This is a genomic window from Rhodopila sp. (assembly GCF_965276935.1).
Taxonomy (GTDB): Bacteria; Pseudomonadota; Alphaproteobacteria; order Acetobacterales; family Acetobacteraceae; genus Rhodopila.
In genome coordinates, this window is the sequence record NZ_CBDIBS010000002.1 from 317,512 (window position 1) to 342,216 (window position 24,705).

General features: G+C 65.0%; 21 protein-coding genes, 1 tRNA gene and 1 pseudogene. 10 read left to right on the forward strand and 13 right to left on the reverse strand.

Annotated elements, in window-relative coordinates; genetic code table 11:
• The first annotated feature begins 34 nt into the window (after positions 1-34).
• On the forward strand, positions 35-625 hold the full coding sequence (locus ACQY4S_RS04480; RefSeq protein ID WP_428483991.1) for a transporter substrate-binding domain-containing protein: 591 nt from the start codon (positions 35-37) through the stop codon (positions 623-625).
• 11 nt (positions 626-636) lie between these two features.
• On the forward strand, positions 637-2,019 hold the full coding sequence (locus tag ACQY4S_RS04485) for an aspartate aminotransferase family protein (protein WP_428483992.1): 1,383 nt from the start codon (positions 637-639) through the stop codon (positions 2,017-2,019).
• Between the two features lie 132 nt (positions 2,020-2,151).
• Here the strand turns inward: ACQY4S_RS04485 and ACQY4S_RS04490 are convergent, their stop codons facing one another.
• Together ACQY4S_RS04490 and ACQY4S_RS04495 are read right to left on the reverse strand one after the other, a co-directional pair.
• Complete coding sequence (locus ACQY4S_RS04490; protein WP_428483993.1) at positions 2,152-4,056, reverse strand: ATP-binding cassette domain-containing protein; 1,905 nt, start codon at positions 4,054-4,056, stop codon at positions 2,152-2,154.
• Positions 4,053-4,934, reverse strand: coding sequence for an extracellular solute-binding protein (locus ACQY4S_RS04495; protein WP_428483994.1), 882 nt, complete (start codon positions 4,932-4,934; stop codon positions 4,053-4,055). The genes ACQY4S_RS04490 and ACQY4S_RS04495 overlap by 4 nt, the downstream gene beginning before the upstream one ends.
• A gap of 338 nt (positions 4,935-5,272) precedes the next feature.
• On the opposite strand from ACQY4S_RS04495, the gene ACQY4S_RS04500 reads away from it, so the two are divergent.
• A complete protein-coding gene (locus ACQY4S_RS04500; RefSeq protein ID WP_428483995.1) occupies positions 5,273-5,581 on the forward strand; it encodes a hypothetical protein in 309 nt (102 codons plus the stop codon).
• Between the two features lie 546 nt (positions 5,582-6,127).
• Here ACQY4S_RS04500 and ACQY4S_RS04505 read toward each other — a convergent pair.
• From ACQY4S_RS04505 to glpX, 5 genes are all read right to left on the reverse strand, one after another.
• Positions 6,128-6,736: a hypothetical protein gene (locus ACQY4S_RS04505; protein WP_428483996.1), complete on the reverse strand. Its 609-nt coding sequence runs from the start codon at positions 6,734-6,736 to the stop codon at positions 6,128-6,130.
• Positions 6,727-7,038: a PadR family transcriptional regulator gene (locus ACQY4S_RS04510; protein ID WP_428483997.1), complete on the reverse strand. Its 312-nt coding sequence runs from the start codon at positions 7,036-7,038 to the stop codon at positions 6,727-6,729. Before ACQY4S_RS04510 ends, ACQY4S_RS04505 begins: the two co-directional genes overlap by 10 nt.
• A 143-nt stretch (positions 7,039-7,181) precedes the next feature.
• Positions 7,182-7,257 (reverse strand) — tRNA-Glu (locus ACQY4S_RS04515).
• An 85-nt stretch (positions 7,258-7,342) separates the two neighbouring features.
• On the reverse strand, positions 7,343-9,139 hold the full coding sequence (gene recJ, locus ACQY4S_RS04520) for a single-stranded-DNA-specific exonuclease RecJ (protein ID WP_428483998.1): 1,797 nt from the start codon (positions 9,137-9,139) through the stop codon (positions 7,343-7,345).
• 10 nt (positions 9,140-9,149) lie between these two features.
• Positions 9,150-10,145: a class II fructose-bisphosphatase gene (glpX, locus tag ACQY4S_RS04525; protein WP_428483999.1), complete on the reverse strand. Its 996-nt coding sequence runs from the start codon at positions 10,143-10,145 to the stop codon at positions 9,150-9,152.
• Positions 10,146-10,596: 451 nt separating this feature from the next.
• On the opposite strand from glpX, the pseudogene ACQY4S_RS04530 reads away from it, so the two are divergent.
• A pseudogene (locus ACQY4S_RS04530) lies at positions 10,597-11,558 on the forward strand (IS110 family transposase).
• Between the two features lie 36 nt (positions 11,559-11,594).
• Here the strand turns inward: ACQY4S_RS04530 and ACQY4S_RS04535 are convergent.
• Both ACQY4S_RS04535 and ACQY4S_RS04540 read right to left on the reverse strand, forming a co-directional pair.
• The gene (locus tag ACQY4S_RS04535; protein WP_428484000.1) at positions 11,595-11,861 is read right to left on the reverse strand and encodes a hypothetical protein; all 267 of its coding nucleotides are present in this window, start codon (positions 11,859-11,861) and stop codon (positions 11,595-11,597) included.
• A complete protein-coding gene (locus tag ACQY4S_RS04540) occupies positions 11,843-13,549 on the reverse strand; it encodes a hypothetical protein (protein ID WP_428484001.1) in 1,707 nt (568 codons plus the stop codon). The genes ACQY4S_RS04535 and ACQY4S_RS04540 overlap by 19 nt, the downstream gene beginning before the upstream one ends.
• Before the next feature lie 167 nt (positions 13,550-13,716).
• Here ACQY4S_RS04540 and ACQY4S_RS04545 point away from each other — a divergent pair, with 167 nt between their 5' ends.
• Positions 13,717-14,364 carry a class I SAM-dependent methyltransferase gene (locus tag ACQY4S_RS04545; protein WP_428484002.1) on the forward strand — a complete coding sequence of 216 codons (648 nt, stop codon included), beginning with the start codon at positions 13,717-13,719 and terminating at the stop codon, positions 14,362-14,364.
• A 103-nt stretch (positions 14,365-14,467) separates the two neighbouring features.
• On the opposite strand, the gene secF is transcribed toward ACQY4S_RS04545, so the two are convergent.
• Positions 14,468-15,526: a protein translocase subunit SecF gene (secF, locus tag ACQY4S_RS04550; protein ID WP_428484003.1), complete on the reverse strand. Its 1,059-nt coding sequence runs from the start codon at positions 15,524-15,526 to the stop codon at positions 14,468-14,470.
• 9 nt (positions 15,527-15,535) lie between these two features.
• Positions 15,536-17,113: a protein translocase subunit SecD gene (secD, locus tag ACQY4S_RS04555; RefSeq protein ID WP_428484004.1), complete on the reverse strand. Its 1,578-nt coding sequence runs from the start codon at positions 17,111-17,113 to the stop codon at positions 15,536-15,538.
• A 645-nt stretch (positions 17,114-17,758) separates the two neighbouring features.
• Here secD and oxlT point away from each other — a divergent pair.
• The 4 genes from oxlT (at position 17,759) to ACQY4S_RS04575 (ending at position 21,428) form a co-directional block, all read left to right on the forward strand.
• Positions 17,759-19,042 (forward strand): oxalate/formate MFS antiporter, encoded by a 1,284-nt coding sequence (gene oxlT, locus ACQY4S_RS04560; protein ID WP_428484005.1) that lies wholly within the window; start codon positions 17,759-17,761, stop codon positions 19,040-19,042.
• A 256-nt stretch (positions 19,043-19,298) separates the two neighbouring features.
• The gene (locus tag ACQY4S_RS04565; protein ID WP_428484006.1) at positions 19,299-20,330 is read left to right on the forward strand and encodes a cytochrome c oxidase assembly protein; all 1,032 of its coding nucleotides are present in this window, start codon (positions 19,299-19,301) and stop codon (positions 20,328-20,330) included.
• Positions 20,331-20,349: 19 nt separating this feature from the next.
• Positions 20,350-20,784: a copper chaperone PCu(A)C gene (locus ACQY4S_RS04570; protein WP_428484007.1), complete on the forward strand. Its 435-nt coding sequence runs from the start codon at positions 20,350-20,352 to the stop codon at positions 20,782-20,784.
• A complete protein-coding gene (locus ACQY4S_RS04575) occupies positions 20,781-21,428 on the forward strand; it encodes an SCO family protein (protein WP_428484008.1) in 648 nt (215 codons plus the stop codon). The genes ACQY4S_RS04570 and ACQY4S_RS04575 overlap by 4 nt, the downstream gene beginning before the upstream one ends.
• Before the next feature lie 237 nt (positions 21,429-21,665).
• Here the strand turns inward: ACQY4S_RS04575 and ACQY4S_RS04580 are convergent, their stop codons facing one another.
• Together ACQY4S_RS04580 and ACQY4S_RS04585 are read right to left on the reverse strand one after the other, a co-directional pair.
• Positions 21,666-22,571 carry a tyrosine recombinase gene (locus ACQY4S_RS04580; RefSeq protein ID WP_428484009.1) on the reverse strand — a complete coding sequence of 302 codons (906 nt, stop codon included), beginning with the start codon at positions 22,569-22,571 and terminating at the stop codon, positions 21,666-21,668.
• Between the two features lie 11 nt (positions 22,572-22,582).
• A complete protein-coding gene (locus ACQY4S_RS04585; RefSeq protein ID WP_428484010.1) occupies positions 22,583-22,729 on the reverse strand; it encodes a hypothetical protein in 147 nt (48 codons plus the stop codon).
• 110 nt (positions 22,730-22,839) lie between these two features.
• On the opposite strand from ACQY4S_RS04585, the gene aroB reads away from it, so the two are divergent.
• Positions 22,840-24,519 (forward strand): 3-dehydroquinate synthase, encoded by a 1,680-nt coding sequence (aroB, locus tag ACQY4S_RS04590; RefSeq protein WP_428484011.1) that lies wholly within the window; start codon positions 22,840-22,842, stop codon positions 24,517-24,519.
• The last annotated feature ends 186 nt before the right edge of the window (positions 24,520-24,705 follow it).

A 24,705-nucleotide genomic window follows, 5' to 3' on the forward strand; every position in this document is an offset into this window, starting at 1 on the left:
TTTTGCCCCTCTGAGAAAAAGCGGAGCCCCTATTGTGCGCCTGTCGCGGTTCCTGCTCGCCATTGCTTTTTTGCCGGCTTCTGCCCCGGTCGGAGTCCGGGAGCCGCTGCTGGACATGGTCCTCAAGCGTGACAAGATCATCGTCGACACCCATGGCATCTCGCCGCTGCCAACCTACGTGGACGACCATCGCGGCCGGGTAGGATTCAAGATCGACATGGCGCACGAAATTGTCCCGGACCTTCTGGACGACCCTAACAAAGTCGAACCGGTGATCACGCAGTGCAACGGACACTTCCCGGCGGTCCTGTCTGGCAGGATTGATTTCAGCCAGCGCTCTGGCAAGATCGCCCCGGACCGGGCGGTGAGGATCGCGCGGACGCCGGCGATGGACCCGAAGATCATGCGGTTCGACGAGGTGACCTCCGCCCTCGATCTCGAACTGGTGAACGCGGTGCTGGCGGCGATGCGGCAGCTTGAGCGTGACAGCATGACCGACCGCATCATCTCGATGGACGGCGGCCTCATCATCGGGGAAGGTATGCCCGACTATTTCTGCTTCCAGCCTAGCATCAGGCGGGTGCGCCAGTTCCTGAAACGCTGTAGTGACCGCTACCGCCTCTGAAAGGATTTTCCATGTCTGCCAGTACCATACCCAATGCGACACTCACCGCGACCTATGAGGCGATGACTCCAGGGTCCGCCGCGCTGGCGACCAAGGCACGGGGCTTGCTGCCGAGCGGGGTGGCGCACGATGGAAGACATTTCGATCCGTATCCGTTGTATGTTCAGCGGGCGCTGGGACCGGTGAAGTGGGATGTCGACAACAACAAGTACGTGGATTATTTCGGCGGTCACGGCGCGCTGATCCTGGGACACAACCACCCGACGGTGATGGCGGCGGTGCATGCGGCGCTGGACCGGGGCACGCATTTTGGCGCCTGCCACGAACTGGAAGTGCGCTGGGCGGAGCTGGTCACCCAGATGGTGCCCTCGGCCGAGCGGGTGCGCTTCACCGGCTCAGGCACCGAGGCGACGCTGATGGCGTTGCGTCTGGCGCGTGCCTATACCGGGCGCGGCAAGCTGGTGCGGTTCCGCGGCCATTTTCATGGCTGGAACGACCACATGACCAGCGGCTACTCGAACCACTTCGACGGCACGCCCACCAGCGGCGTGGTCGCCGGCCTGTCCGACAGCGTGCTGCTGTGCGACCCGAACGATGTCGATGGGATCACGCGGATCTTCAACGACCACAAGGATATCGCGGCGGTGATCCTGGAGCCGACCGGGGCGAGCTTCGGCAAGATGCCGATCCTGCCATCGTTCCTGCAGGTGCTGCGCGACCTGACCACGCAGTCCGGCGCGATCCTGATCTTCGACGAGGTGGTGACCGGGTTCCGGGTGTCGTCCGGCGGGGCGCAGAAGGCGCTGGGGGTGACGCCGGACATGACGACGATGGCGAAGATCGTATCGGGCGGACTGCCGGGCGGCGCGGTCGGCGGACGCAAGGATATCCTGGACTGGCTGGACTTCGAGGTAACCAAGCAGAACGGCCAGGAGAAGATCTACCACCCCGGCACGTTCAATGCGAACCCGGTCTCGGCCGCGGCCGGCGTGGCGACGCTGGAGATCCTCTCCACCACCGATGCCTGCGACCGAGCGAACGCCTTCGGCACCGAGGTGCGGGCGCAGATGACCGAGGTGCTGGAGGAGGAAGCCGTGAACTGGGCCGTGTATGGTTCCTACTCCGGGATTCACATCTATACGAACCCGGATGGCGTGGACATCACGCCGTCGGCCTTCGACGCGGTATCGTTCATTCCACGGATGCTGGGCAAGTCGCGCGGTGCGGGCGTGACTGGACAGGTGCGGATGGGCTTGCTGGTGAATGGCGTGGACATGAACTCCGGTCCCTCCGGCACGATTTCGGCGATGCATGGGGAGGAGGAGATGGCAATCACCGTGGATGCGTTTCGGGCGACAATACGGGCGATGAAGCGGGAGGGGACAATTCAGTAGGGAACCTCGAGGCGGGCAGTTGGGCTTCGCCGGGGCCGATGTTCGCCATGGGCTGATCTTGACCTCCGCCCATTTCCAATGACACGTCTGATCAATGACTTCTCGTTAGTCCGGGCCTGCCTGACCATCACGTCATGTTCTGTCGTGCTCGGCGCAGACCCCGTATGGCTGCTGATCAACCGACTGCATGGCTGCCGACGAGGTCCACGCCTGCACTGCTGCGGGATCAACCGTGACGCGGCAAGGTCCCGGCACGATCTTTCCAGCATCATGGCTAGCCCGCAGTAGGCAGTCACCAAGTTCAAGCCACACCTCCCGGCGCCCGGCGATCGACCTTGAAACGTCGATGATCCGCGCGGGGTGCAAGCCGTTGGAGACAATCCGGATGCTCTCGGGCCGCGCCGACCACCCCACCCGTGCACCGGCCTGAAGCGCCGGACCGGCGACATCAAGCCGCACCCTATTGCCAATATCGATGCAATCGGCAGCAGCGACGCAGCCATACGCAATGTTGTCGGCGCCCAGAAGCCGGGCCACCGTTTCGCTCGCCGGCCGGGCATACACGCTATCAACCGAACCGGCCTGCAGCACTTGGCCAGCGTCAAGGATAAGCAGTTCATCGGCCAGCAGGAAGGCTTCCTCCGGGTCATGCGTCACCAGGATCGTCGTCGCATCGATATCCCCCTGTAGGGCGCGCAATTCGCGCCGCAACTGGATGCGCAGCGGCGCGTCGAGGGCGGAAAATGGTTCATCCAGCAGCAGTAGTCCCGCCGGCCGGCTGAACGCGCGCGCCAGCGCCACGCGCTGCTGCTGACCCAGCGACAGCGCATCCGGCAACCGATGCTTCAGACCTCGCAGGCCAAGCCGATCAATCCATTGCGCCGCGATTGCCGGATCGGAGCCCTTGGCAAACAACAGTTGCCCGATGACGGTCAGATGCGGGAACAAGCCATAAGCCTGCGGCACATAAGCGATGCCACGCTGGTCCGGAGGACAAGCAAACAGATCACGTCCGGCAAGCTCGAGACAGCCGTCTTGTACCCGGTCAAGCCCGGCGATCAATCGCAGCGTAAGCGACTTACCGGAGCCGGACGCACCTAAAATAGCCAGGCGACGCGCCTTGGTATGCCAGGTTATATTGAGATCGAACCCATCAAGATGACGGCCGAAGGTAAAGCCAAGCAGCCGGTCCGGACTGCCCGCTCGCCGCGGCGCGGTCTTCGCCGCATCAGGCCGTGCCGCCGATTGAAGGATATCGACGGTTGGCGGTGATCGTCGTCGCTTGCGACGGTTCCCGAACAGGGCCGCAAGCGCCATGACGGCCACCGCGGCGAGCAGCGTCGGCAGAAGCACCGGCAGCATCGCCGGCAGGCCCTGGCTGCCGAAGGCGACATAGGTGTAAACCGGCAGCGAATATGGATGATAGGCGACCATGACCGTCGCACCAAACTCGCCGAAGGCGCGCAGCCACGCCAGCAGCATGCCAGCCAGGATCTGCCGCCAGACCAGCGGCAGGCTGACCCGCACGAATACCGCCCAGGGCCGATGGCCGAGGGTGGCGGCCACGTCCTCCAGCACCGGGTCCATCGCGGCAAAGGCCGAGCGGGCGGCGATGATCAGGAACGGGGCTGATACGAATGCCTCCGCCAGGATGATGCCGGTGATCGAATCCGTCAGCGTGCCGCCGGTCAGCCTGCCAATCGGACTGGCATAGCCAAGCAGAAACAGCAGCAGAATCCCGCTTGCCAGTGGCGGAAGCGCGAGCGGCAATTGCACGATAAAGCCGAGCAGGGCCATCGCCCGCCCCGACACCCGCGCCAGCAGATAGCCGAGCGGCACGCCGCCCAGCGTCACAACCAATGTGGCCAGCGAGGCGGTAACCAGCGAGACCGCGCAGGCGCCGCCGATACTGCCCCAGTCGATTGAGCGCCAATCCGCCAGCCCGAACTGCGCCAGGCCAACAATGAACGGCGCGATCAGATAGAGCGCCAGAAGGCCAGCGAGCCACGGCAGCAGCGCCGGTACGGGCCGCCTCACCCGGCGGCGCTGAGTGCCTGATGCAGCGATGCCGGAACCTTCGACGCATCGCCAGCGACCGACGGCTTGACGACGTCGAGACCATGCTGCCGCATGAGAGCCTGGCCCCCGGCGCTCAACAGGAACGACACGAAGCGTTCAGCGCCGGCCGGATTGGCGGCGTCGCGCGGCACCGTCGCGGTGTAGTGCGCGCTGAGCGTCATCTCGGGTGGTGGCGTGATCGCGTCGATCCGCCGATCGGCGGTCTCCGTCGAATAGAAGAAGGCCACGTCAAGCTGGCCCGACTGCAGCCGCCCAATCAAGTTTTCTTCCGGAAATACCTGAGCGGGATTCTCCGGCGCGCCGAGAACCTTCTGCGTCAGGCCGGGCTGGTGGGTGACCTGCGCCGCCTTGTCGAGCAGGTCGATGGTCAGCTTTCCCTTCGGGTCGAGCTTGGGATCGGTCCGGCCGATCCGAATCCCCGGCTCCTGCAGCACCTGGTACCAGGGCTTGCTCTTCAGGTCGCCGACGAACCGGCTGAGCGGGTTGTAGCCGATCACCAGAGGCGACTGGGCGAACACCACGTACCAGCTCACCCAATCGTCGTTGGCTGTGCCCATCAGGTCATCATTCACCTTGGGGTTCGCACTGATGAAGACGTCGGCGCGGCGAAGCTTGCCCTTGATCTCGTTGGCCAGCTTGTTCGACCCGCCGGCATAGCCCCGGAAGCGGCCCTGGCCCGCCTTGACGAAGGCTGGTCCGACGCCGTGCTCCATCAGGTTCACCAGTGATCCGGCATAAAGCACGTTGACGGTGCCCCCCGCGTTACCCTGGGCGTAGGCCGCGGTGCGAACGACCGGCAGCGCGGCGGCAGCCAGCAGCAGGCTACGTCTGTGCATGAGATGCTCCTTGATCGTGGTACCGTCGTCAGCAGCCTGGCGAGCGGTCGTTATTCATTGCCCGCTATAGCGGCGTAGACCCGACGCGGCTACCCGACCCTCTCACAAGGCCAGGTGAGACCGTGTCGTCTAATGCGACTATCCCTCGGTGCCGACGCGGCATTGCGGCTTTGGTTGACTGGGTGGATGTGCGACCCAGCCGCTTCCCAAGCCCACGCCGGTGATGGGGGTCGTTCGCTCGTGAAAGCGAAACCAGCGGCCACGCATGCCGTTTCAGTTGCCTCAGCGACGAAATCCTGATCCGCAGGGAGGTAATGATGCGCTTGTATTTAACGGCCATGGTCGCGGCATTCTGTCTGACGGCCGCGGCGATGGCACAGACGCCAGGTGGCGGCTCGGTGCCGCGCGAGGAAGGCAATCGGGCCAATGGCCTCGACTATCAGCCGACACCAAGCGAGGTCGTGCCGCGAGAAAGAGCCGCCGGCATCCAGCCGCCCGCGGCTCAGCAGAAGGCCAACAACCGGTTTTTGCAGCAGACGGACAAGAAACTGCTGCAGGGGCAGGGATTGAGCACGAAGAGCGTGCCCCAGATAACGCCAGAACCGACTGGGAACGGTCCGCGTTCGGCTGATCAGGCCCACCAATAGTGGCGGATGAACCTCGGGCGGAGCATTCACCGCCTGATCATGCGGATTTAATCCACAGCGATGATCCGCAGTTGCAAAGGCATGGCAACCGGTTCGACCTCCGTTGATCCACTGATCGACGCGGATTGAGGCATGAGGCGGTGCAACATGTCTTGGCAGCAAAGATAGGGAGAAATTCGGCATAGCTGCTTGAGCGCACGGCAAATGCTACAGCCGGGTTTGGCGGGAAGCAAGCCTGGCAAAAACAAAGGACAAGCTGCCGGTCCTGCTTCGTCAGAGCCACATTGGTATGATCAAAGCAGCGAGTAAAATACCTAAAATCATACTTAGTCAGTGCCCGCCATTGCCCATCAGTTCTCAGAAGGCGTACGAGCAACCGCCCGGCTATGCACCAAAGCGACAGCAGGCAGCGGCAGCCACACCAAACGTCAGGTCAAGCAGAACAGCAAGTCTGCTTGGAGAGGGCTCGGGACTGGTCTCTCGTCGAACGCGTCACGGTTCCGACTGAGTTTCAGGTCAGCGATGGGTCTTACATTGGACCAATGACTACTTCCTAGTCTCAATTCCCAAAGACACGAGGGAGCGGATCCGCTGTTTCATTAACTGGTTTGTGTGCTTAAGGAAGGAGTCCGGATCTTCTCGCATGGCGCTGATTTGGCTTTGTATAGCGTTCGGTCCGCCAAAAAAGCATTCTACCAGCACCAGCGCCGCATCGTCGACGAGGTCTTCCCGATCTAGCGTCCACACTACGTCCGCCAACGATTTCAACTGAATACGACTGATCTCTTTGTCGACATACTTTTCCGCAATTCTCACAAAACGTTCAGTAAGCAAGTCAACAATAACGTCTCTAGGCCGGGGGAGTTTCTCTGCCGTTGGCAAGTCCATCAGTCTATCGCCAGCAACCATCAAGCCCGCTGCGAATACTAGTTTGGCAAGCGTCCCTGGCATTGTTGCTGCCTCGGCGCGCCACTCATCGCCCAATCGGACTTGCCAATCCTGGTGGGTTCGAGAGACAGCCCGAGCAATAAACCACTCAACAATTTTGGGAGTCCACTCCTTGACGTCATCAGCCAGCACACGCGACACAATCGCAACGACAACCGTTGCACAGGAGCAAAGGACCGGTAGAAGCACACCCTCGATTACGCCCATGAGAAGCTCCCGAACGCCGGTTCAAGCTGCCGGAAAGTGTCCCGGGCGTTACGTTGCCCAACGCCCGTCACCCAGTAGAACCGCCTGCGCGGCCTCCCCAGAACCTTCGGGTGCTCAGTCTCCCATCGGCTTTCCAACCACCCGGCCACCTCCAGCCGAAGCAGGATAGGATACACGGTGCCAGATGGAAGCTTTGCGACGCGGCAAATCTCAGAGCCGGACAAGCCATCCCGCGTCGATACCATTAAAGCACCTAAGACCTTAAGCGTCTGAGCGGACATACGCGGTTCGTTTATTGCCATGTCGCAAGTCTACATAGGGGCGGTGAGATAGCAAGCAAATTTGTGTGGGAGGTTAGTTTGGTGGGGACACTAGTGGAGGCGCTATGAATTCAGAACGAAAGCACCTGAAATAGGTCAATAATTTATGCTGCTTCATTCCGATTTGGCGTCCCGTAGGGGATTCGAACCCCTGTCGCCGCCGTGAAAGGGCAGTGTCCTGGGCCTCTAGACGAACGGGACAGGCCGGTGCCGACGATCGCCGCCGGGCCGGCGGTGAGTAGCGGAGGCTCCCGCACCGGTCAAGCGCCGTCGCATCACCGCTGCTTCAAGCCACCGCGCCATCGACGATGACGAAGCAGGGACTGACCGAGCCGTTCCATTCCTCCGCCCGCAGATGGCCGGCCAGATGCAGCGGCACGCCATTTCCCCGCGCCAGCAAGGCATCCGCCAAGCCACCCTCACGCGCGCGGAACAGCATGGCCTTCAACCGCAGCCCGCCGCCCTCGCCTTCCACAAAGGCACGGATGGTGTTCGCCTCCCGCCCGACCCGATCGGCGCGCACCACGCGGGCGCGGTGCAGCACCAGCGTCGGCTCCTCGTTGCCGGCGCCAAATGGGGCGAGACGCTCCAGGTGGCGAGCCAGATCGATGGTGGCGCCGGCGACGGTGAAGGTGGCCTCAACCGTCAGGTCGGCGGCACCCGGCAAGGCGGACGCCGCAACCAGACGGTCGTTCAAGAACGCCCGAAAGTCCTCGACCCGCTCGGCCCGCACCGAAAACCCGGCCGCCATCGCGTGGCCGCCCCCGGTCTCCAGGATGCCGGCCTGGCACGCCGCGATCACCGCCGCGCCCAGATCCAGCCCGGCCACGGAGCGACCCGAGCCCTTGCCCAGCCCGCCGGCAATCCCCGCCACGCAGGCGGGCCGGTTGAACCGCTCCTTGATCCGGCCGGCGACGATGCCGACCACACCCGGATGCCAGCCCTCGCCAGCCACCAGCACCACCGCCTGACCAGCCGTCACCTGCGCCTCGGCTGACCGCATGGCGGCCTCCATGATGCCCGCCTCCACGTCCTGGCGCTGCCGGTTGACCGCATCGAGCCGTTCGGCCAGGGCCAGCGCTTCCACCCGGTCCTCGGTCAGCAACAGCCGCAGCCCCAGATCGGCCTCGCTGATGCGGCCGCCGGCGTTGATGCGGGGGCCGAGGGCGAAGCCGCAGGTGGCGGCGTTCAGCTTCTCGCGTGCCTGAGCAACCTCCAGCAGCGCCGTGATGCCTGGACGCGTCCGGCGGGCCATTACCTTCAGACCCTGACAAACCAGCGCCCGGTTGAGCCCGGTCAGCGGCATCACGTCACACACCGTCGCCAGCGCCACCAGGTCCAGCAGCTCGATCAGGTCGGGCTCCGGCCGACCGGCGAAGAAGCCCAGGCGGCGCAACGCCCGCACCGTGGCGATCGCCGTCATGAACGCCACGCCGGCAGCGCACAAGCTCGTCAGGCCGGAGCTGCAATCCAGCCGGTTCGGGTTGACGGTCGCCAGAATCGCCGGCGGCAGGCCTTCCGCCTTGTGGTGGTCCAGCACGATTACCTCGGCCTGGCCCGCCACGCCGGACAGCGCCATAGCGGCGGCGGTGCCGCAATCAACGCAGACAATCAGGCCGGCGCCGCGCGCCACCAACCCGGCCAGCGCCGGCTGATTGGGCCCGTAGCCCTCCAGGATGCGATCCGGGACATGGTGATGCACGACGCACCCAAGGCCGCGCAGAAACCGCACCATCAACGCCGAACTGCACGCACCGTCCACGTCATAGTCGCCGAACACCGCCACCGTCTCGCTACCCAGCGCGGCCTGGGCGAGGCGATCCGCCGCCACGTCCATGTCGATCAGGCAGGACGGGTCCGGCAGCAGGACCCGCAAGGTAGGCTGCAGGAAATCCGCCGCCGCTTCGATCCCGACGCCGCGCCCGGCGAGCAGGCGGCCGACGATCTCCGGCAGTTCCAGCCGCTGGGCAATGCCGAATGCCACCCGGTCCTCGCCGCTGCGCCATTGCCAGCAGCGTCCGGACAGGCTGCTGGTGACGCCCAGGACAGGCCCAGCAATAGTATCGGAAAAAGTCGTGCTCAAGACCGCCGCCTCAGGTCGGCGTCCAGGTCTTCTGCGCGAAGTTGTGGTGCGCCTCGATGAAGCGGACAGTGCCGGAGTGGCTGCGCATGACGATGGAGTGGGTGACCGCGCCGCCGCCGCTCCATTTCACCCCACGCAGCATGGCGCCGGTGGTGACGCCGGTGGCGGCGAACATCACGTCGCCCTTCGCCAGTTCATCGCAACTGAAGCAGCGCTTGGGATCACTGTGGCCCATGGCGCGCACCCGCTCGATCTGCTCATCCGTTTCGTATAGCAAGCGGCCTTGCATCTGACCGCCGACGCAGCGCAACGCCGCGGCCGACAGCACGCCCTCCGGCGCACCGCCGGAGCCCAGGTAGATATCGATCTGCGCATCGGGCAGCGCGGTGGCGATGACGCCGGCCACATCGCCATCGCTGATTAGCACGACGCGGGCACCGGCCTCCCGGCAATGCGCGATCAGGTCCTTGTGCCGGTCGCGGTCCAGGATGCAGGCGGTCAGATCCGACCGATCACGCTTCTTCGCCCGTGCCAGATTGCGCAGGTTGGACGCCACCGAGTCGTCCAGGTTGACCACGCCCGCCGGCAGGCCGCCGCCGACGGCGATCTTGTCCATGTAGATGTCCGGCGCATGCAGGAAGTTGCCCCGGTCGGCCAGCGCCAATGTCGCCATCGCGTTCGGCCCGCCCTTGGCGGTCAGTGTCGTGCCCTCCAGCGGATCGACGGCGATATCCATTGGCGGGCCGCCGGCACCGACCTTCTCGCCGATGAACAGCATCGGCGCCTCATCCATCTCCCCTTCCCCAATCACCACCGTCCCCTCGATCGCCACGGCATCAAAGGCTCGCCTCATCGCTTCCACGGCGGCGCCGTCGGCCTCGTTCTTCTTGCCGAGACCAATCCAGCGGGAAGCCGCCAACGCCGCGGCCTCCGTCACCCGCACGAGTTCCAGGGCCAGATTACGGTCGGTCATCGTGCCGGGCAGCGGCTTGGTGGTCGGGGCCATGAGGTTCCTCCGGATCAGGGACGTGGTTCGAGTCCACACCACTTTAGCACGGTCCGCGCCGCCGGGCAGGGTCCGATCATCAAACAGGTGTTGCTGGCTTGATCCGCCGAGTGCGGAAGCAGATATCCGCACGGTCAAGTCGCATAAAGCGCGATTGGTTTAGGTTGACCCACGGATCGCGCTTTAACTCATTGTTTGATCGCGTGGTTCACGCCTTCTGACTGGGTCAGCCTCAGGCGATCACGCTTGTCTTATGACTTGCCCCAGGTTTTGCGGAACAATGGTTCACCAGCGGCGGGTTGCAACCCGCCGCTGGTGAAGCGGGATGGATCGAGATCACGCCGGTCGGGTAGGACCGAGTTAGAGTGGGATCGCCCGCTTCTTTTCCTCAAGGCCCGAACGGATACCTGGGTGTTGCACGCCCCGGATGACAAGCATGGGACAGGAAAAGATGAGCCACGCCATAGCACCAACCGCGGATCACGTCACCCTCGGCATCGACGTCGCCAAAGACACCCTCGAGGTCCACCTCCACCCGCAGGGCCTCGCCCAGCGGTTCACCAATGATCGCCAAGGCCACGCCAGGCTGATCGCCTGGATCACCCCCTACCAGCCAACCCGCATCGTCTTCGAGGCCACCGGCGCCTACCACCGCGCCCTCGAAATGGCGCTGGGCCGCGCCGCGCTGCCCGCCGTCAAAGTCAACCCGCTGCAGGCCCGCCGCTTCGCCGAGGCCACCGGCAAACGGGTCAAGACCGATCCCGTCGATGCCGCCATGCTGGCCCGCTTCGGCGCCCTCCTGCAGCCCGACATCCCCCCCGCCCGGGATCCAACCGTTGATCAGCTGGCCGAACTGCTGGCCGCACGGCGGGCCTTGGTGAAGGACCGCACCGCAGCACTCAACCGCGCCAAGACCCTCACGCTGCCCTGCTCAAGCGCCAAAGCCAGCAACACCTCAAGCAAATCGACACCCAGATCCAGGCCATCGATCGCCAGCGGACAACCATTCTGGCCGCCCATGACAGGCTCAAGGCCCGCTTCGACATCCTTGTCAGCATCCCTGGCCTGGGCGCCGCCACCGGCCTCGCCTTGCTTATCGACATGCCAGAACTCGGCTCGATGGACGCCAAGCAGGCCGCCAGCCTCGCTGGCCTGGCGCCGGTCACCCGACAATCCGGCACCTGGCAAGGCAAAAGCTTCATCCAGGGCGGCAGGGCCAACCTCCGGCAGGCGATCGACATGCCCGCCCTGGTCGCCATCCGCTTCAATCCGCCGCTCAAGGCCAAATACCAGGCGCTGCGCCAGGCCGGCAAACCCGCCAAGCTCGCCATCGTCGCGATCATGCGCAAACTCATCATCATCGCCAACGCGCTGCTGCGCGATCATCGCACATGGACGCCAGAGGTGGCTTGACCAAGACGGATACTCTAAAGATCACGTCTCGCAAGATCACCTGGGGCTGTCCGGTGCGGGAGGCTGCTTGGCCGGTGGCCGGGGCGCCGAGGCCTGCGCGGCCTCCGCCAAGGCTGCCATCAGCGGCTGCACATCCTCCCAAGGCTGGCGCTTCAGATAGTTGACCACGGCCTGGAACGTGTGCGGCGGCAATGTTACAGGATACGTGCCTGGCGCCGCGTCCTGCGCGTGCGCGACCGGATTTTGTACTATCGTACTTGCCAAGACGGTGATCGTTATCGCGATCAGTGACCAGTTGCGCATTTCCAGCTTCCCCTTCCGGTGGACCAGCACAACTGGTTGTCAGTCGTGTCGATCACGACAGCGGCCTTGCCAACCGCACCGGCATTCCCGGTCGGCGTACCGGCCGTGGTCGGCAGCAAGGCAAAACCGGCGGCGGCGCTGGTGGCCAGCGGGACGCCCGTGCCAAGCTGCACGCCTGTCGGCGACAGCCGCATGACCACGAAAGGCGGCCCGGGCCGCCCATACGCCGGCATCGCCGCGAAGGTCAGGCTGCCGCCGACATTCGCAACGCCACAAAGATTGGTGTTGCCGGCGTCGGCAATCGCCAGCGCGGGATGTGCCGCTCCCAGCACCGGACCCGAGGTCAGCAGCAGGTTCTCGCCGTAGTTCGCCGAACTCCAGCCCGGCTTGCCATAGGAGACAAGCGGCCCGGTCAGGTTCAGGTAAGTGCCGTCACCGGCAAGCGTCTGCGCCGGCGACCAGGGCGGTGAGCCCGCACCGAACGCGATGTCCTGCCCCGCCTTCATCCAGATCGCATGCGCGTTCTTGCCTTGCCTGGCATGGCGGAAATCGAGAATGGCCGTGTTGTAGGCGGTGGCGACGGTCAGCACGGAATTATACGAATCACCTGGTTTGGCGGCGGAAATTCTAATGCCGGTGGCGATCACCGTGGGTCCAATCCCGGACGACGCCGTCCCGCCGACGATCGAGATGCCGCCGCGGTTGCGCGCATCGTCCCGCCCGCTGGCCACCACATCGACCTCCAGCCCGAGCAGCGCATTGGTCCGGGAGGACGGTAGCCGGGTCAAGTCATGCGCCTCGAATACACCGCCCCAAAGCTGCGGATTGTTGACCCCGATGACCTGTGTACCGGCGGCGCCGTCGGCCGCGCTGACCGGGGTGGTCAAGGTGATGGTGCCCCGGCCGGACGCGGTGCTGGCGCCAACGCACTCATACCGCGTGCCGTTGATCAGGACGGGCATCCGGTTGAAGGCCGAGTTCAGCGCGCGCCCGTTGTAGCTTTGGAAGGCGCTGGTATCGGCCACCGGCACGGTTGCCGATGTCGAAGCGGTGGTGATTGTCGTTGTCTGAGGAGCCGCGGCGCTACGCAGACCCTGACCGTACACACCGACATGCTGCCCGGTTCCGCCCCCGGTGCTGGCATTGTTCACCACGCCAAGCACGCTCCAGACAAAGGCATTGTTCGCGGCCGTGGGCGAAGGCGTGCCGATGGTCGTATAGAACCGGCCGTTCGATACCACCGGTGCGTTCGAGGCGGTGGCGGCAAGCGGGGCATTGGCAATGAACTTGCTGAGAATCTGCGCGGTGTCGGCGGCATAGGTCGGCAGGGTCCAGGCGCGCACCGTAACTGAGCTGGGCGAGGACCCGCTGCCTGGAAAGCGCAGAACCGCCCCTTCGCTCATGGTATCGCCGCCCTTGTTCAGCGGCGTGAAGCCAAGCAGGGCGGTGATCTCGTCCGGCCGCGGTTTCGCGCCTCCGGGCAGCGGGCCAGACGGGATGACCTGGGCCTGGGCCGCACTCGTTGCGATGATGCCAAGTGACAGCACGGCGACCGCGGCATGCCCCGGCGGACCCGGCTGTCGTGGGACCACCGTTTCCTGCTCCGCATCGCGGCGTCTGCCGATCCACCGCGAAAACATGCCAGTCACAACCGCCGGCGGATCAGCGGAAACCCTGGTTGGCGTCATGACCGTGCCTCATCGCAGCGTCTGTCCAAACAGGTCAATGCGAACCTGCTGTCCTCCACCCGACCACGCGATACCGGACAGAGTGACGCTGGACCATGGAAATCATCCCCGGCGAACCGCGAATGCCTTGTATAAGATGGCTCAGCTCGGTGGAAAGGATCGGTTGCATGAACCTGTGGGCGGACTTCCTGAGTAATGATGGTCGGATCATTGACAAGTGGAAGCATTACTTCCCCGCCTACGAAAGGCACTTTGCGCGCTATGTGAACCGGCCACTGACCTTCCTGGAAATCGGCTGCGGCGAGGGTGGCTCGTTGCAGATGTGGAAGCGTTACTTCGGCCCGCATGCCAGGCTGATCGGCATCGATGTCAGGCCGCAGTGCGCCGCCTTCGAGGAAGACCAGATCGCCATCCGCATCGGCGACCAAGCCGATCCTGTGTTCCTTGATCAGTTGATCGAGGAGTTCGGCACCCCCGACATCGTCCTGGATGACGGCAGCCATATCATGCAACACGTGGTCGCGACGTTCGGCTTCCTGTTCCATCGCACCGCGCCGGATGGCGTTTACATGGTGGAAGACCTGCATACCGCCTATTGGGAGCAGTTTGGCGGCGGATTACAGCGTCCGGGCACGTTTATCGAGCTCTGCAAGACCCTGGTGGACGAGATGAACGCTGACTGGACCCGCGGCGCCTTGCCGCCGACCGAGTTCACCCGCAGCACGCTGTCGATGCATTTCTACGACAGTCTCGTGGCGTTCGAGCGCGGCCGCACCACGCGGAAGACCGGATTCCGGATTGGGCGGGAGACGTAGGGTCTGGCCGTCCAGGCGGCACCGGTTCAGCTATTCATGATCATGTAAGGTTGTATCGCCGCCGCAAATGCGCAGTGGCCCTGGCCGGTGCGCCGGCGGGTGATCACCGTCGAGTGGCCGCTTTCGCCTTGGCTGACGTTTTCGCCGCCGTCGCGCCCTGCTTGGCCGCAGTGGGGGCTGGGCTGGGCGCTGGGCTAGGGGCTGGGCTGGGGGCTGAGGTGGTGACGACCGACCTGGGGGCGGCGGCGTCGCGGCGCAGGCGGCGCTCACCCAGGAACAGCAGGATCGGCGCGGCAATGAAGATCGACGACGACGTGCCGACGACGATGCCGAACAGCATCACCCAGGCAAAGCCGGAGATCGACTCGCCGCCGAACAGCGCCAATGGCAGGCTGGCCAGGAACACCGTCATCGAGGTTCCCAGCGTGCGGTTCAGCGTCTCGTTGATCGACAGGTCAATCAGCTCGCGCAGCGGCATCGACTTGTATTTGCGCAGGTTCTCGCGGACCCGGTCGTACACCACCACCTTGTCGTTGGTGGAATAGCCCAGCACGGTCAGGATCGCCGCGACCATCACCAGGTCGAACTCGATCCGGGTCAGCGCCAGGAAGCCGATCGCCTTGGTGACGTCCAGGATCAGCGTCACCACCGCACCGACGGCGAACTGCCATTCAAAGCGAAACCAGATATAGACCAGGATCATCAGCAGGCTGATGCCCAGGGCCAGCAACCCGTTGCGGAACAGCTCCGCCGAGACGCTGGCGCCGACCGCATCAGTACGCTCGATCTTCGAACCAGGCACGCCTTTCTCAAGCGCGTCGCGCACCCGCCCGACGGCGGCCTGTGTGGCCTGCTCGCTGGATTGCGCCCCAAGGCGGATCAGCACCTCCGACGGATCGCCAAACCGCTGCACCCCCTGTTGCGGAATGTGCTCGCTGCTCAGCGCAGCGCGGATCTGGTCGAAATTGGCTGGCCCATTGGTCCGCACCTCCATCACCACGCCGCCGGAGAAGTCGATGCCGAGGTTCAGGCCGGGATAGAAGAACAGCACGACCGAGGCGCTGGACAGGATCGCCGAGACGATCAGCCCCATGAACCGGCCGCGCATGAACTGGATGCGGGTGCCATCGGGAACCAGGCGTAGGCGAGGTCTGATGAACATGGCGTTCCCTTACACCGGCAGCAGCTTGGGCCGCGTCGCCACATACCAGCGTGACACCAGCAGCCGGGTGAGCATCCAGGCGGTGAACAGCGAGGTCGCGATCCCCACGGTGATGGTCACGGCAAACCCGCGCACCGGGCCGGAGCCGAAGACGAACAGCATCACATGGGCCAGAAAGGTGGTGGCGTTGCTGTCGAAGATCGTGCTGTAGGCGCGCTTGAATCCATGCTCCAACGCCGCCAGGGGCGGACGGCCGAGTTTCTGCTCCTCGCGGATGCGTTCGTTGATCAGCACGTTGGCGTCCACCGCCATGCCCAGGGTCAGCAGGATGCCCGCCATGCCCGGCAGGGTCAGCGTCGCCTGCAGCAGCGACATGACCGCCAGCAGCAGGATCAGGTTGACCACCAGCGCCAAGTTGGCGAACCAGCCGAACAGCCCGTAGAAGAACCCCATGAAGCCGATCACCAGCACGAAGCCCGCTGCCAGGGAGATCGCCCCGGCGCGGATGCTGTCGGCGCCAAGTTCAGGGCCCACGCTGCGTTGCTCGATCACCGTCAGCGGCGCCGGCAGGGCACCGGCCCGCAGCAGCACCGCCAGGTCGCTGGCCGAGGCCGCCGTGAACGATCCGCTGATCTGGCCGCGGCCGCCAGTGATCGCCTCGCGGATCACCGGGGCGGAGATCACCTTGTTGTCCAGCACAATGGCGAAGCGATGGTTGACGTTGGCTCTGCTGACATCGGCGAAACGCCGAGCGCCGATCGAGTTGAAGGTGAAGTTGACCACCCAGTCGCCGGTTTCCTGGTTGGTGCCGGCGCGCGCGTCGGTCAGGTCGGCGCCGTCCACATCGATGCGCTTGCGCACCGCGATCTTCTCGCCGGGCCGGTCCTGCATCGCCAGGTAGTCGTCACCTGGCGGCGGCGGGCCGCCACTGGCCGGGTTCGCGGTCTCATCCACCAGGCGGAAGGTCATATGCGCGGTCTGGCCGATCAACTGCTTGATGCGATCCGGATCGCCCACACCAGGAAGCTGCACGACGATGCGGCTGTCGCCCTGCCGGGTGATCTGCGGGTCGAGCACCCCGGTCTCGTCAATGCGGCGGCGGACGATCTCGATCGACTGCTGCACCGCGCCCGCCGCCCGCTGACGCAGCGCAACCGCCGACAAGGTCAGCGTGATCGTGCCGTCGGCGGACGATCCGATCGTCAGGTCGGGCACGCCGGTGGCGGAATCCTGGCTAATCAACGGCTTGACGGCAGCCACCGCCGCGTCGGTCCTTGTGGCATCGCGCAGCCGCAGCAGCACGCGGTTCTGGTCGGGCTGCGCCTCCAGCGTCTGGTAGAAGATCGACGCCCCGCGCAGCGCCTGACGCACCCCGTCCAGCAGGCTGTCCAGCCGCTCCTTGGTCACCGCGGCCATATCGACTTCCAGCAGCAGATAGCTGCCGCCACGCAGATCCAGCCCGAGATGCACGGTCCGCCACGGCAGCCAGGGCGCCGGAGCGGCGAACAGGTTTGGCAAGCCAAGCAGAAGCCCCAGCAGGCAGACGCCCAGGACAATGGCGGTCTTCATGCGGCTGAAATACATCATGGTCTTACGCGCGCGGCTCCCGGATACCAATTCGGTCGATCGGCGGCGGTGCTATGCAACGCGCCTGATGCGATTGTCTAGGCCGCGCTGACGGATTCGCGAAAATCGAGAGACAGCGGATTGTCAACCCGGCGACGTCTCGCCTGACGGCAGGCGACGATCAAGGCAACCGAATTGCCCATTCCCTCCGGTCTTTGCATCACGACGCGCGCCGTATCCAACCCCATATCGTCATCGCATGCCTGGCCTGCTGCCCCAGGTCACGCCGCAGCATCGTCCGTATGCGTTGGCCTCCGGGCTGATCGGATGCAGCGCGCTGAAGAAACCGCCGCCCCGCGGACAATCGGTGTACGTTCGCCGACGACTCATGGACCGGGATCACGACTGATCCGCCACAGCCAGCCTGAGCGGGAAACTCCAAGTACCGATCAATCAGCTCGAGTTCCTGTTGCCGCCACGGCTCCAATCCAGCATCACCATCGTCGCCGTCACCCAAGTCGCCTGATGCGGCCAGGGCTTTTCCGCCCAACGGCCCAGTAAACAATTAGCGTATCCGCGAATATGGGCGTATCCGCGATCTTGGGCTCAACACGCGCCAGAAAGCATGAAAAGTGTCCGGTGCGAGATAGAACGGGGAAGCAGGAAATGTCCAGAAATCTTCCGGCTGGAGAGGCAGGATTAAGTGGCCGGTGGGCGCAGCTCATCTTCGGTGTCATCGCCATGATGCTGATCGCCAACCTGCAGTATGGCTGGACGCTCTTCGTCAAGCCGATCCAGCAGGCCCATGGCTGGACAACCGCCGAGATCCAGTGGGCCTTCAGTATCTTCATTGCGCTGGAAACCTGGCTCACGCCGGCTGGTGGCTGGCTAGTGGACCGCCTTGGGCCGAACCGCGGACCAAAGGTGGCCGTGGCAGCAGGCGGCATCCTGGTCGCGATCGCCTGGGTGATCAACGCCTATGCCGACACGATAGGCATGCTCTATGTGGGTGCCGCGATATCCGGTCTTGGTGCCGGCGCGATCTACGCGACCTGTGTGGGCAATGCCGTGAAATGGTTTCCCGACCGGCGCGGCCTCGCCGTCGGCATCACGGCGGGCAGCTTCGGCGCCGGGGCGGCACTGACCGTGATCCCGATCAAGATGATGATCGCGTCACGCGGATACGCCGCGACATTCCTGACGTTCGGGCTTGCTCAAGGCCTCATCCTGTTCGTGGTGGCCTGGACGCTTCGCGCGCCCAACCCCGGCGAGGTCCCCGCCGCGGTCGCGAGCAAGGCTGTTCAGCAGAGCACGCGCGACCGCACACCACGCGAGGTGCTTGTCACGCCGGTATTCTGGGTCCTGTACATCATGTTCATCCTGGTCTCGGCGAGCGGGCTGATGGCGACGGCGCAGCTTGCGCTTATCGCATCCGACTTCAAGATATCGGACACGGTACTGTTTCTGGGGGCATCCACGCTCGCCGTGGCGCTGGTGGTCGATAACGTCATGAACGGCGCCGCTCGGCCGTTTTTCGGCTGGGTTTCCGACCAGATCGGGCGCGAGCCGACCATGGTCATCGCGTTCAGCCTCGGCGGCGTCAGCTACCTGCTGCTTGGATCGCTAGGGACAAGTCATTGGGCTTTCGTAATTTTCGCGGCCCTGATCTTCTTTACGTGGGGCGAGATCTTCAGCCTGTTCCCGTCGACCTGTACGGACACGTTTGGGGTACAATATGCGACCGTGAATGCCGCCCTGCTCTACACGGCCAAGGGCACATCGGCACTGCTCGTCCCGTTCGCCAACGTATTGAAGGCGGCTACCGGAAGCTGGTATTCGGTGTTTCTCGCCACGGCAATCATGAACTTCGCGGTCGTCTTCATGGCGGTCTTCATCTTGCGGCCCCTCCGGCGGGCGCAGAGCGCGATCGCCGATCCGATGGTCGCGTAGGGTCGCACGCCTGTCTATGGACCGCTCCAGGCCTTGTGCTGGCTCGACTTCGGTCAGCCACCCAGCACTTGCGGGGCGTGGACGCCGCTTCAATGACCATGTCTGTGCCTGTAAGGCTCGTCCCGGCCATCCGCCCCCAGCCGCTGGTGCGAAGATGGCCGGGACAAGCCCGTGGCGCGGAATCTGGACCGGACGCGCAATCGGTGAGCTCGTTGTAACTTGTCAGCGTTTGCGTTCGGCTTGATGCCTGCTCGCCGTGAACAGCCCACACCTTACCATGCCGGCGTTGCTGCCCGGGCGAGACGCCCCAGCGACCATTCAAGGGACCACGCCACTCGGCCGGTCAGCGCTCCTTTCCGGTGCTGTCCTGGCGCTTGGCTGCCTGATCTGGTGGGCGTCCGCGACCTATCCGGCGGAGCTGCCGGCAATCGCCCCGTGGGACTTTTCCTGGATCGAGTATCTAGGCACCGTCCTGCCCCTGGTCTGGTATCTTCACGGTCTGGCCCTGACGGCGCCGGCGGATCGTCCGCACAGGCTACGACGCATCGCGTTCCTGACCGGCGTCGCGCTGATCTACGCCACCTTGCAGACCCACTTCGTCTACCTCTCGCAGCACATGTTCTTCCTCAACCGGCTGCAGCATCTGGGGATGCATCACCTTGGCCCGTTCCTGATCGCGCTGGCCTGGCCCGGCGAGACGATCAGCCGCGGCATGCCCGTCATGCTTCGCCGGCTGGCCGGGGCGGGGTGGCTGCATCGCGTGCTGCGGGTCGTGCAGACCCCGGTCGTCGCCGGCGTGCTGTTCGTCGGCCTGGTGTGGTTCTGGCTGCGCCCCGCCATCCATTTCCACGCCATGGTCTCGCCGCTGCTCTACACGACGATGAACCTGAGCATGGTCATCGACGGGCTGCTGTTCTGGTGCTTCGTGCTCGACCCCCGGCCAACACCGGCGGCGCGCTATTCGTATGCGGTGCGGCTGGCAACATGTCTTCTGGTCATCTTCCCGCAGTTGCTGATCGGCGCCCGCCTGACCTTTGGCTTGACCCCGCTGTATTCGTACTACGACCTGTGCGGACGGCTGTTCCCCTCGATCGGCGCGCTGTTCGACCAGCACCTCGGCGGACTTGTGGTGTGGATCCCCTCGTCCATGATGAGTTCTTTCGCGTTCATGCTGATCATGAACAACATCCGTCTGCAGGAGGACCGGCAATGTGGTGGCAACGGCTGCGATGATATCGAGTTCGCACCAGGGGTCCGGATCTCGTCCAAGGGTTGGACCGGGCGTTAGGGTCCTGGTCAGGCTGGCGGTGATCGCGCCGCTGCTGATCGGCGGCCGGACGGCGTGGGGCGCGGCGGCGGATGCGGTGGTGACACAGGGCCGGATGCAGGTCCTGCTGCCGTCACGTCCCGCCGCGGGCTATTTCACGCTGGAAAACCGCGGCGACACGCCACTGGTCCTGTCCGGCGCCAGCGCGCCCGATTGCACATCGCTCATGCTGCACCAATCGACCACCGAGGGCGGCATGGCGCGGATGGCCATGGTGGACACGGTTCCGGTTCCGCCGCACGGCACCGTTCGCTTCGCCCCAGGCGGCTATCACCTGATGTGCATGGACCCGTCAGGCCCCCTGCTGCGGCACACGGGAACCGAGCCGGTGACGCTGCATTTCGCGAATGGCGGCTCGCTCGCCGCCGCATTCGCGATTGAAGGCGTGGGCGCCAGACAAGGAGCCGGCAAATGAAGCGGCGTGAGGCCCTGCGACTGCTGGCCGCCGGCGCCGCGACCGCATCCGTTCCAAGGGTGGCGCGGGCCGAGGACGGGACCTGGCACGACATCGACGTGACCGGCTCGTCGCCGTCCCTGTCGTTTACTATGCAGGCGACCCCCGACGGACGCACGGTGACGCAGGCGGATTACCACGGCCTCGTCACGATGCTGTATTTCGGCTACACGTTCTGTCCCGATGCCTGCCCGCTGACGATGCAGAACGTGGCCAACGCCCTCGACAAGACCGGCGACGCGGCGAAGCAGATCCGCTTCCTGTTCGTCACTGTCGATCCCGGCCGGGACACGCTGCCAGTCCTGAAAAACTACGTCGGGTTGTTCGCGCCGGGTTTTGTCGGCCTGCGCGGCAGCGCGGATGAGCTTGAACGCTTGGCGAAGCGGTTTCGCATCGCTTATTCGGTCACACCGTCCGCCGATCCCCGGCAGTACCAGGTGACCCACAGCTCCGCCATCTATGTCTTCGACCGGCAGGGCAATGCTCGGTTGCTGGTTCCTTCAATGGCGTCACAGACGCCCGACATCGATGGCGTGGCTGCCGACCTGACCAGGCTGACAACCGAAAAGCCATCCTGGTTCGATTGGCTGCGGAGCCAGGTGTAGATACACCCGGCCAGCGCTTCGCCCATGCGGCACGCCTGACCACAGCGGAAAGCAGGTCGAGAGGCTTGGCGAGGATGTGATGAACGCATCGATGCGGCCGACTGCAGGTGCGGATCGTTGCACAACGTGGCCTCAGCCGCCATCCGCCTCATGGCCGGCCTTTCCGGCTAAAGATGAAGCCTGGAGTCATGATGCCGAGCCTGCCCGACAATAGCGCTTTCATTGGCTAGCCGGCCGTCATCTCCGGCCGGTCGTACCGCTCCAGGTTTCCGACAGCGGATGATGCTCCTCCACCACCTGACGCAGCCGCTCGGTCTGCACGTGCGTATAGATTTGCACGGTGGAAATGTCGGCGTGACCCAGCAGCACCTGCAGGCTGCGCAAGTCGGCGCCGCGGGCCAGCATGTGGGACGCGAACGCATGCCGCAGCACGTGCGGCGACACGCGGACTGGGTCCAGGCCTGCTGCCAGCGCCACCTGCTTCAGCAACAGAAAGAACGCCTGACGGGTCAGCGTGCGTTTTGTATCGCGGCCGGGGAACAGCCAGCGGCTTTTGCCCTCCGTCGCCGCCAGCAGCGCCGCCGCGGCATCCCTGGCCTGCGCCGACAGCGGCACCATCCGCTCCTTGCTGCCCTTGCCCTTGATGATCATGGCCTGACGGTTCTGCGTCAGCGCCTCCCGCGGCAGCGACAGCAGCTCGGTGACGCGCATGCCGGTGGCATAGAGGATTTCCAGGGCGGCGCAGGCAACGACGCCGGGCCGACCGGGTTTGCGCCGAGCGGCATCCAGCAGCGCGTCCACCTCCGTCTCGGTCAGCAGCTTGGGCAGTGTCTGGGGCAACCGCGGCATGTCGAGCTGCCGGGTGGGATCATCGGCCCGCAGGCCCTCCCGCAGCAGGAACAGATGAAACTGTCGCAAGGCGGACAGGCGGCGGGCGGCGGTGCGGGCGGACAGGCCGCGCTTGTGCAGCGACGCCATGTAGGCCCGGCAGGTCTCGGCGTCCGCCGCCGACACCGCGAACCTCGTCTCGGCCGCGAACTGGGCGAAGTCTTGCAGATCCAGGGTATAGGACAGGATGGTGTTGCGAGCGGCACCGCGCTCGACCGTCTGCATTTCCAGGAACGCCTCCACGCGCGGGTCCACGCCTTGATGCGTCAGTGCTGTGGGGCGAACTTGTCGTTCGGCACGACCTTCTCCACCGGGTGCGGCTGTGGCGCGGGTGGAAAGGCCCCCAGCATCAGCATGCCGCCAGCCAGGATAATCAGCCCGGCCACGACGACAGCCAGGAAAATGCGCATCATCCAAGCTCCTGAAGCAGTGTCCCAAGTCTGGTGGCCCTTCGACCCAGGCAACCCAGGCAGACTCGGGGGCAGTCGCCTGTTCCGAGGTCGGTGTGCTAACGTCTCGGATCATGACACGCAACACTGCTCTGCGGGAGACGATTCCCATTCCAGATTCGATCGCCGGTCGCAGCATCGCGCTGGTCGGGCTGATGGGGGCCGGCAAAACCTCCATCGGCCGCCGGCTCGCCGCCCGGCTCGGCCTGCCGTTTCGTGACGCCGATCAGGAGATCGAGCTGGCCGCCGGCTGCACCATTCCGGAACTGTTCGCCCGCTACGGCGAAACCGCGTTCCGCGACGGAGAACGGCGGGTGATCCGCCGGCTGCTGGCGGCCGATCCGATGGTCATCGCCTTCGGCGGCGGCGCCTTCATCGATCCGCGCACCCGAGAAGAGGCCAGGGTGGAGGCGGTGTCCGTCTGGCTGCGCTGCACCCTGCCCACGCTCGTTCGCCGCGTGGCCAGCCGCGACAACCGCCCCTTGCTGGCCGGCCGTGATCGAGAGGACACATTGCGCGACCTGATGGACCGCCGATATCCGGTCTATGCCGAGGCGGATCTGGTCGTCGACTGCGGCGATGAACATCCGGACCATACCACCAGCCAAGTCGTGAACGCCCTGCTGGACTGGAAGCCTGCTCGGCGACTGCACGTGGTGTTGCCTAGCACCAGCTACGACGTGGTGATCGGCGACAACCTGCTGGCGCGCGCCGGAGCCTTGCTGGCGCCGAAACTGCCACAGAAGCGTGCGGTGGTGATCACCGACCGGACGGTGGCAGGGCTGCACCTGCCGCTATTGATGGATGGGCTGGCGCAGACCGCCATTGCCGCCCATGCCATCATTGTCGATCCCGGTGAAGCGACCAAGAACATGGACACCTATCAGGACGTGGTGGACCAGCTTCTGGAAACCGGGATCGAGCGGCGCACCGCCATCATCGCCCTGGGTGGCGGCGTGGTCGGCGATCTAGCCGGCTTCGCCGCCGCCACCACGTTGCGCGGCCTGCCGTTCGTCCAGATTCCGACCACGCTGCTGTCTCAGGTCGACTCGTCGGTCGGTGGCAAGACCGGCGTGAACACGCGTCGCGGCAAGAACCTGGTCGGCGCCTTCTATCAGCCGCGCATGGTACTGGCCGATACCGGCACCCTGGCAACGCTGCCGCCGCGCGAATTGCGTGCCGGCTATGCCGAGATCGTCAAGGCCGGGCTGATCGGCGATGCCGCGTTCTTCGCCTGGTGCGAACAGGCCGGACCGGATGTGGTGTCCGGCGACCGCGAAGCGCAGGCCGAGGCGATCCGGCGCGCCTGTGCCTTCAAGGCCGCCGTCGTCGGCGACGACGAACGCGAGGAAAAGCCGAATGACGGCCGCGCCCTGCTGAACCTGGGGCACACCTTCGGCCACGCGCTGGAGGCCGAATACGGCTACGACGGCGGCCTGCTACACGGTGAGGCTGTCGCCATCGGCCTCGGCCTGGCCTTCAGGCTTTCGGTTCGGCTTGGCCATTGCGCCGCCGCGGATGCGGAGCGGGTGACCGCGCATCTGTCCGCCGTCGGACTGCCGGCGGAGCTGTCGATGCTGAACCGGCGGTTCTCCGCCGCGACACTGGTCAGCCATATGCGCCGCGACAAGAAGATGCGCGACGGCACGCTGCATTTCGTGCTGGCACGCGGGATCGGCCAGGCGTTCACCAGTGCCGACGTGCCACCCGACGCGGTGACCGAACTGCTGCGGGAGGCGGGATGCGCGGCCTAGCGGATGGTGCAACGGTCCACCGCCTTGTGTCATGTCGGTCGATCAGGCGGTGTGAGAACTCGAGTGTCGACAACAGCCCGACCATGAAACGGCGGTCGCATGGTTGCATTCACTGCCTTGATGACGCCAAAGGGGCACCGCGAAGTAATGACGTGGGGCGGGAGCCGCGCGAACTGATCACCGCCT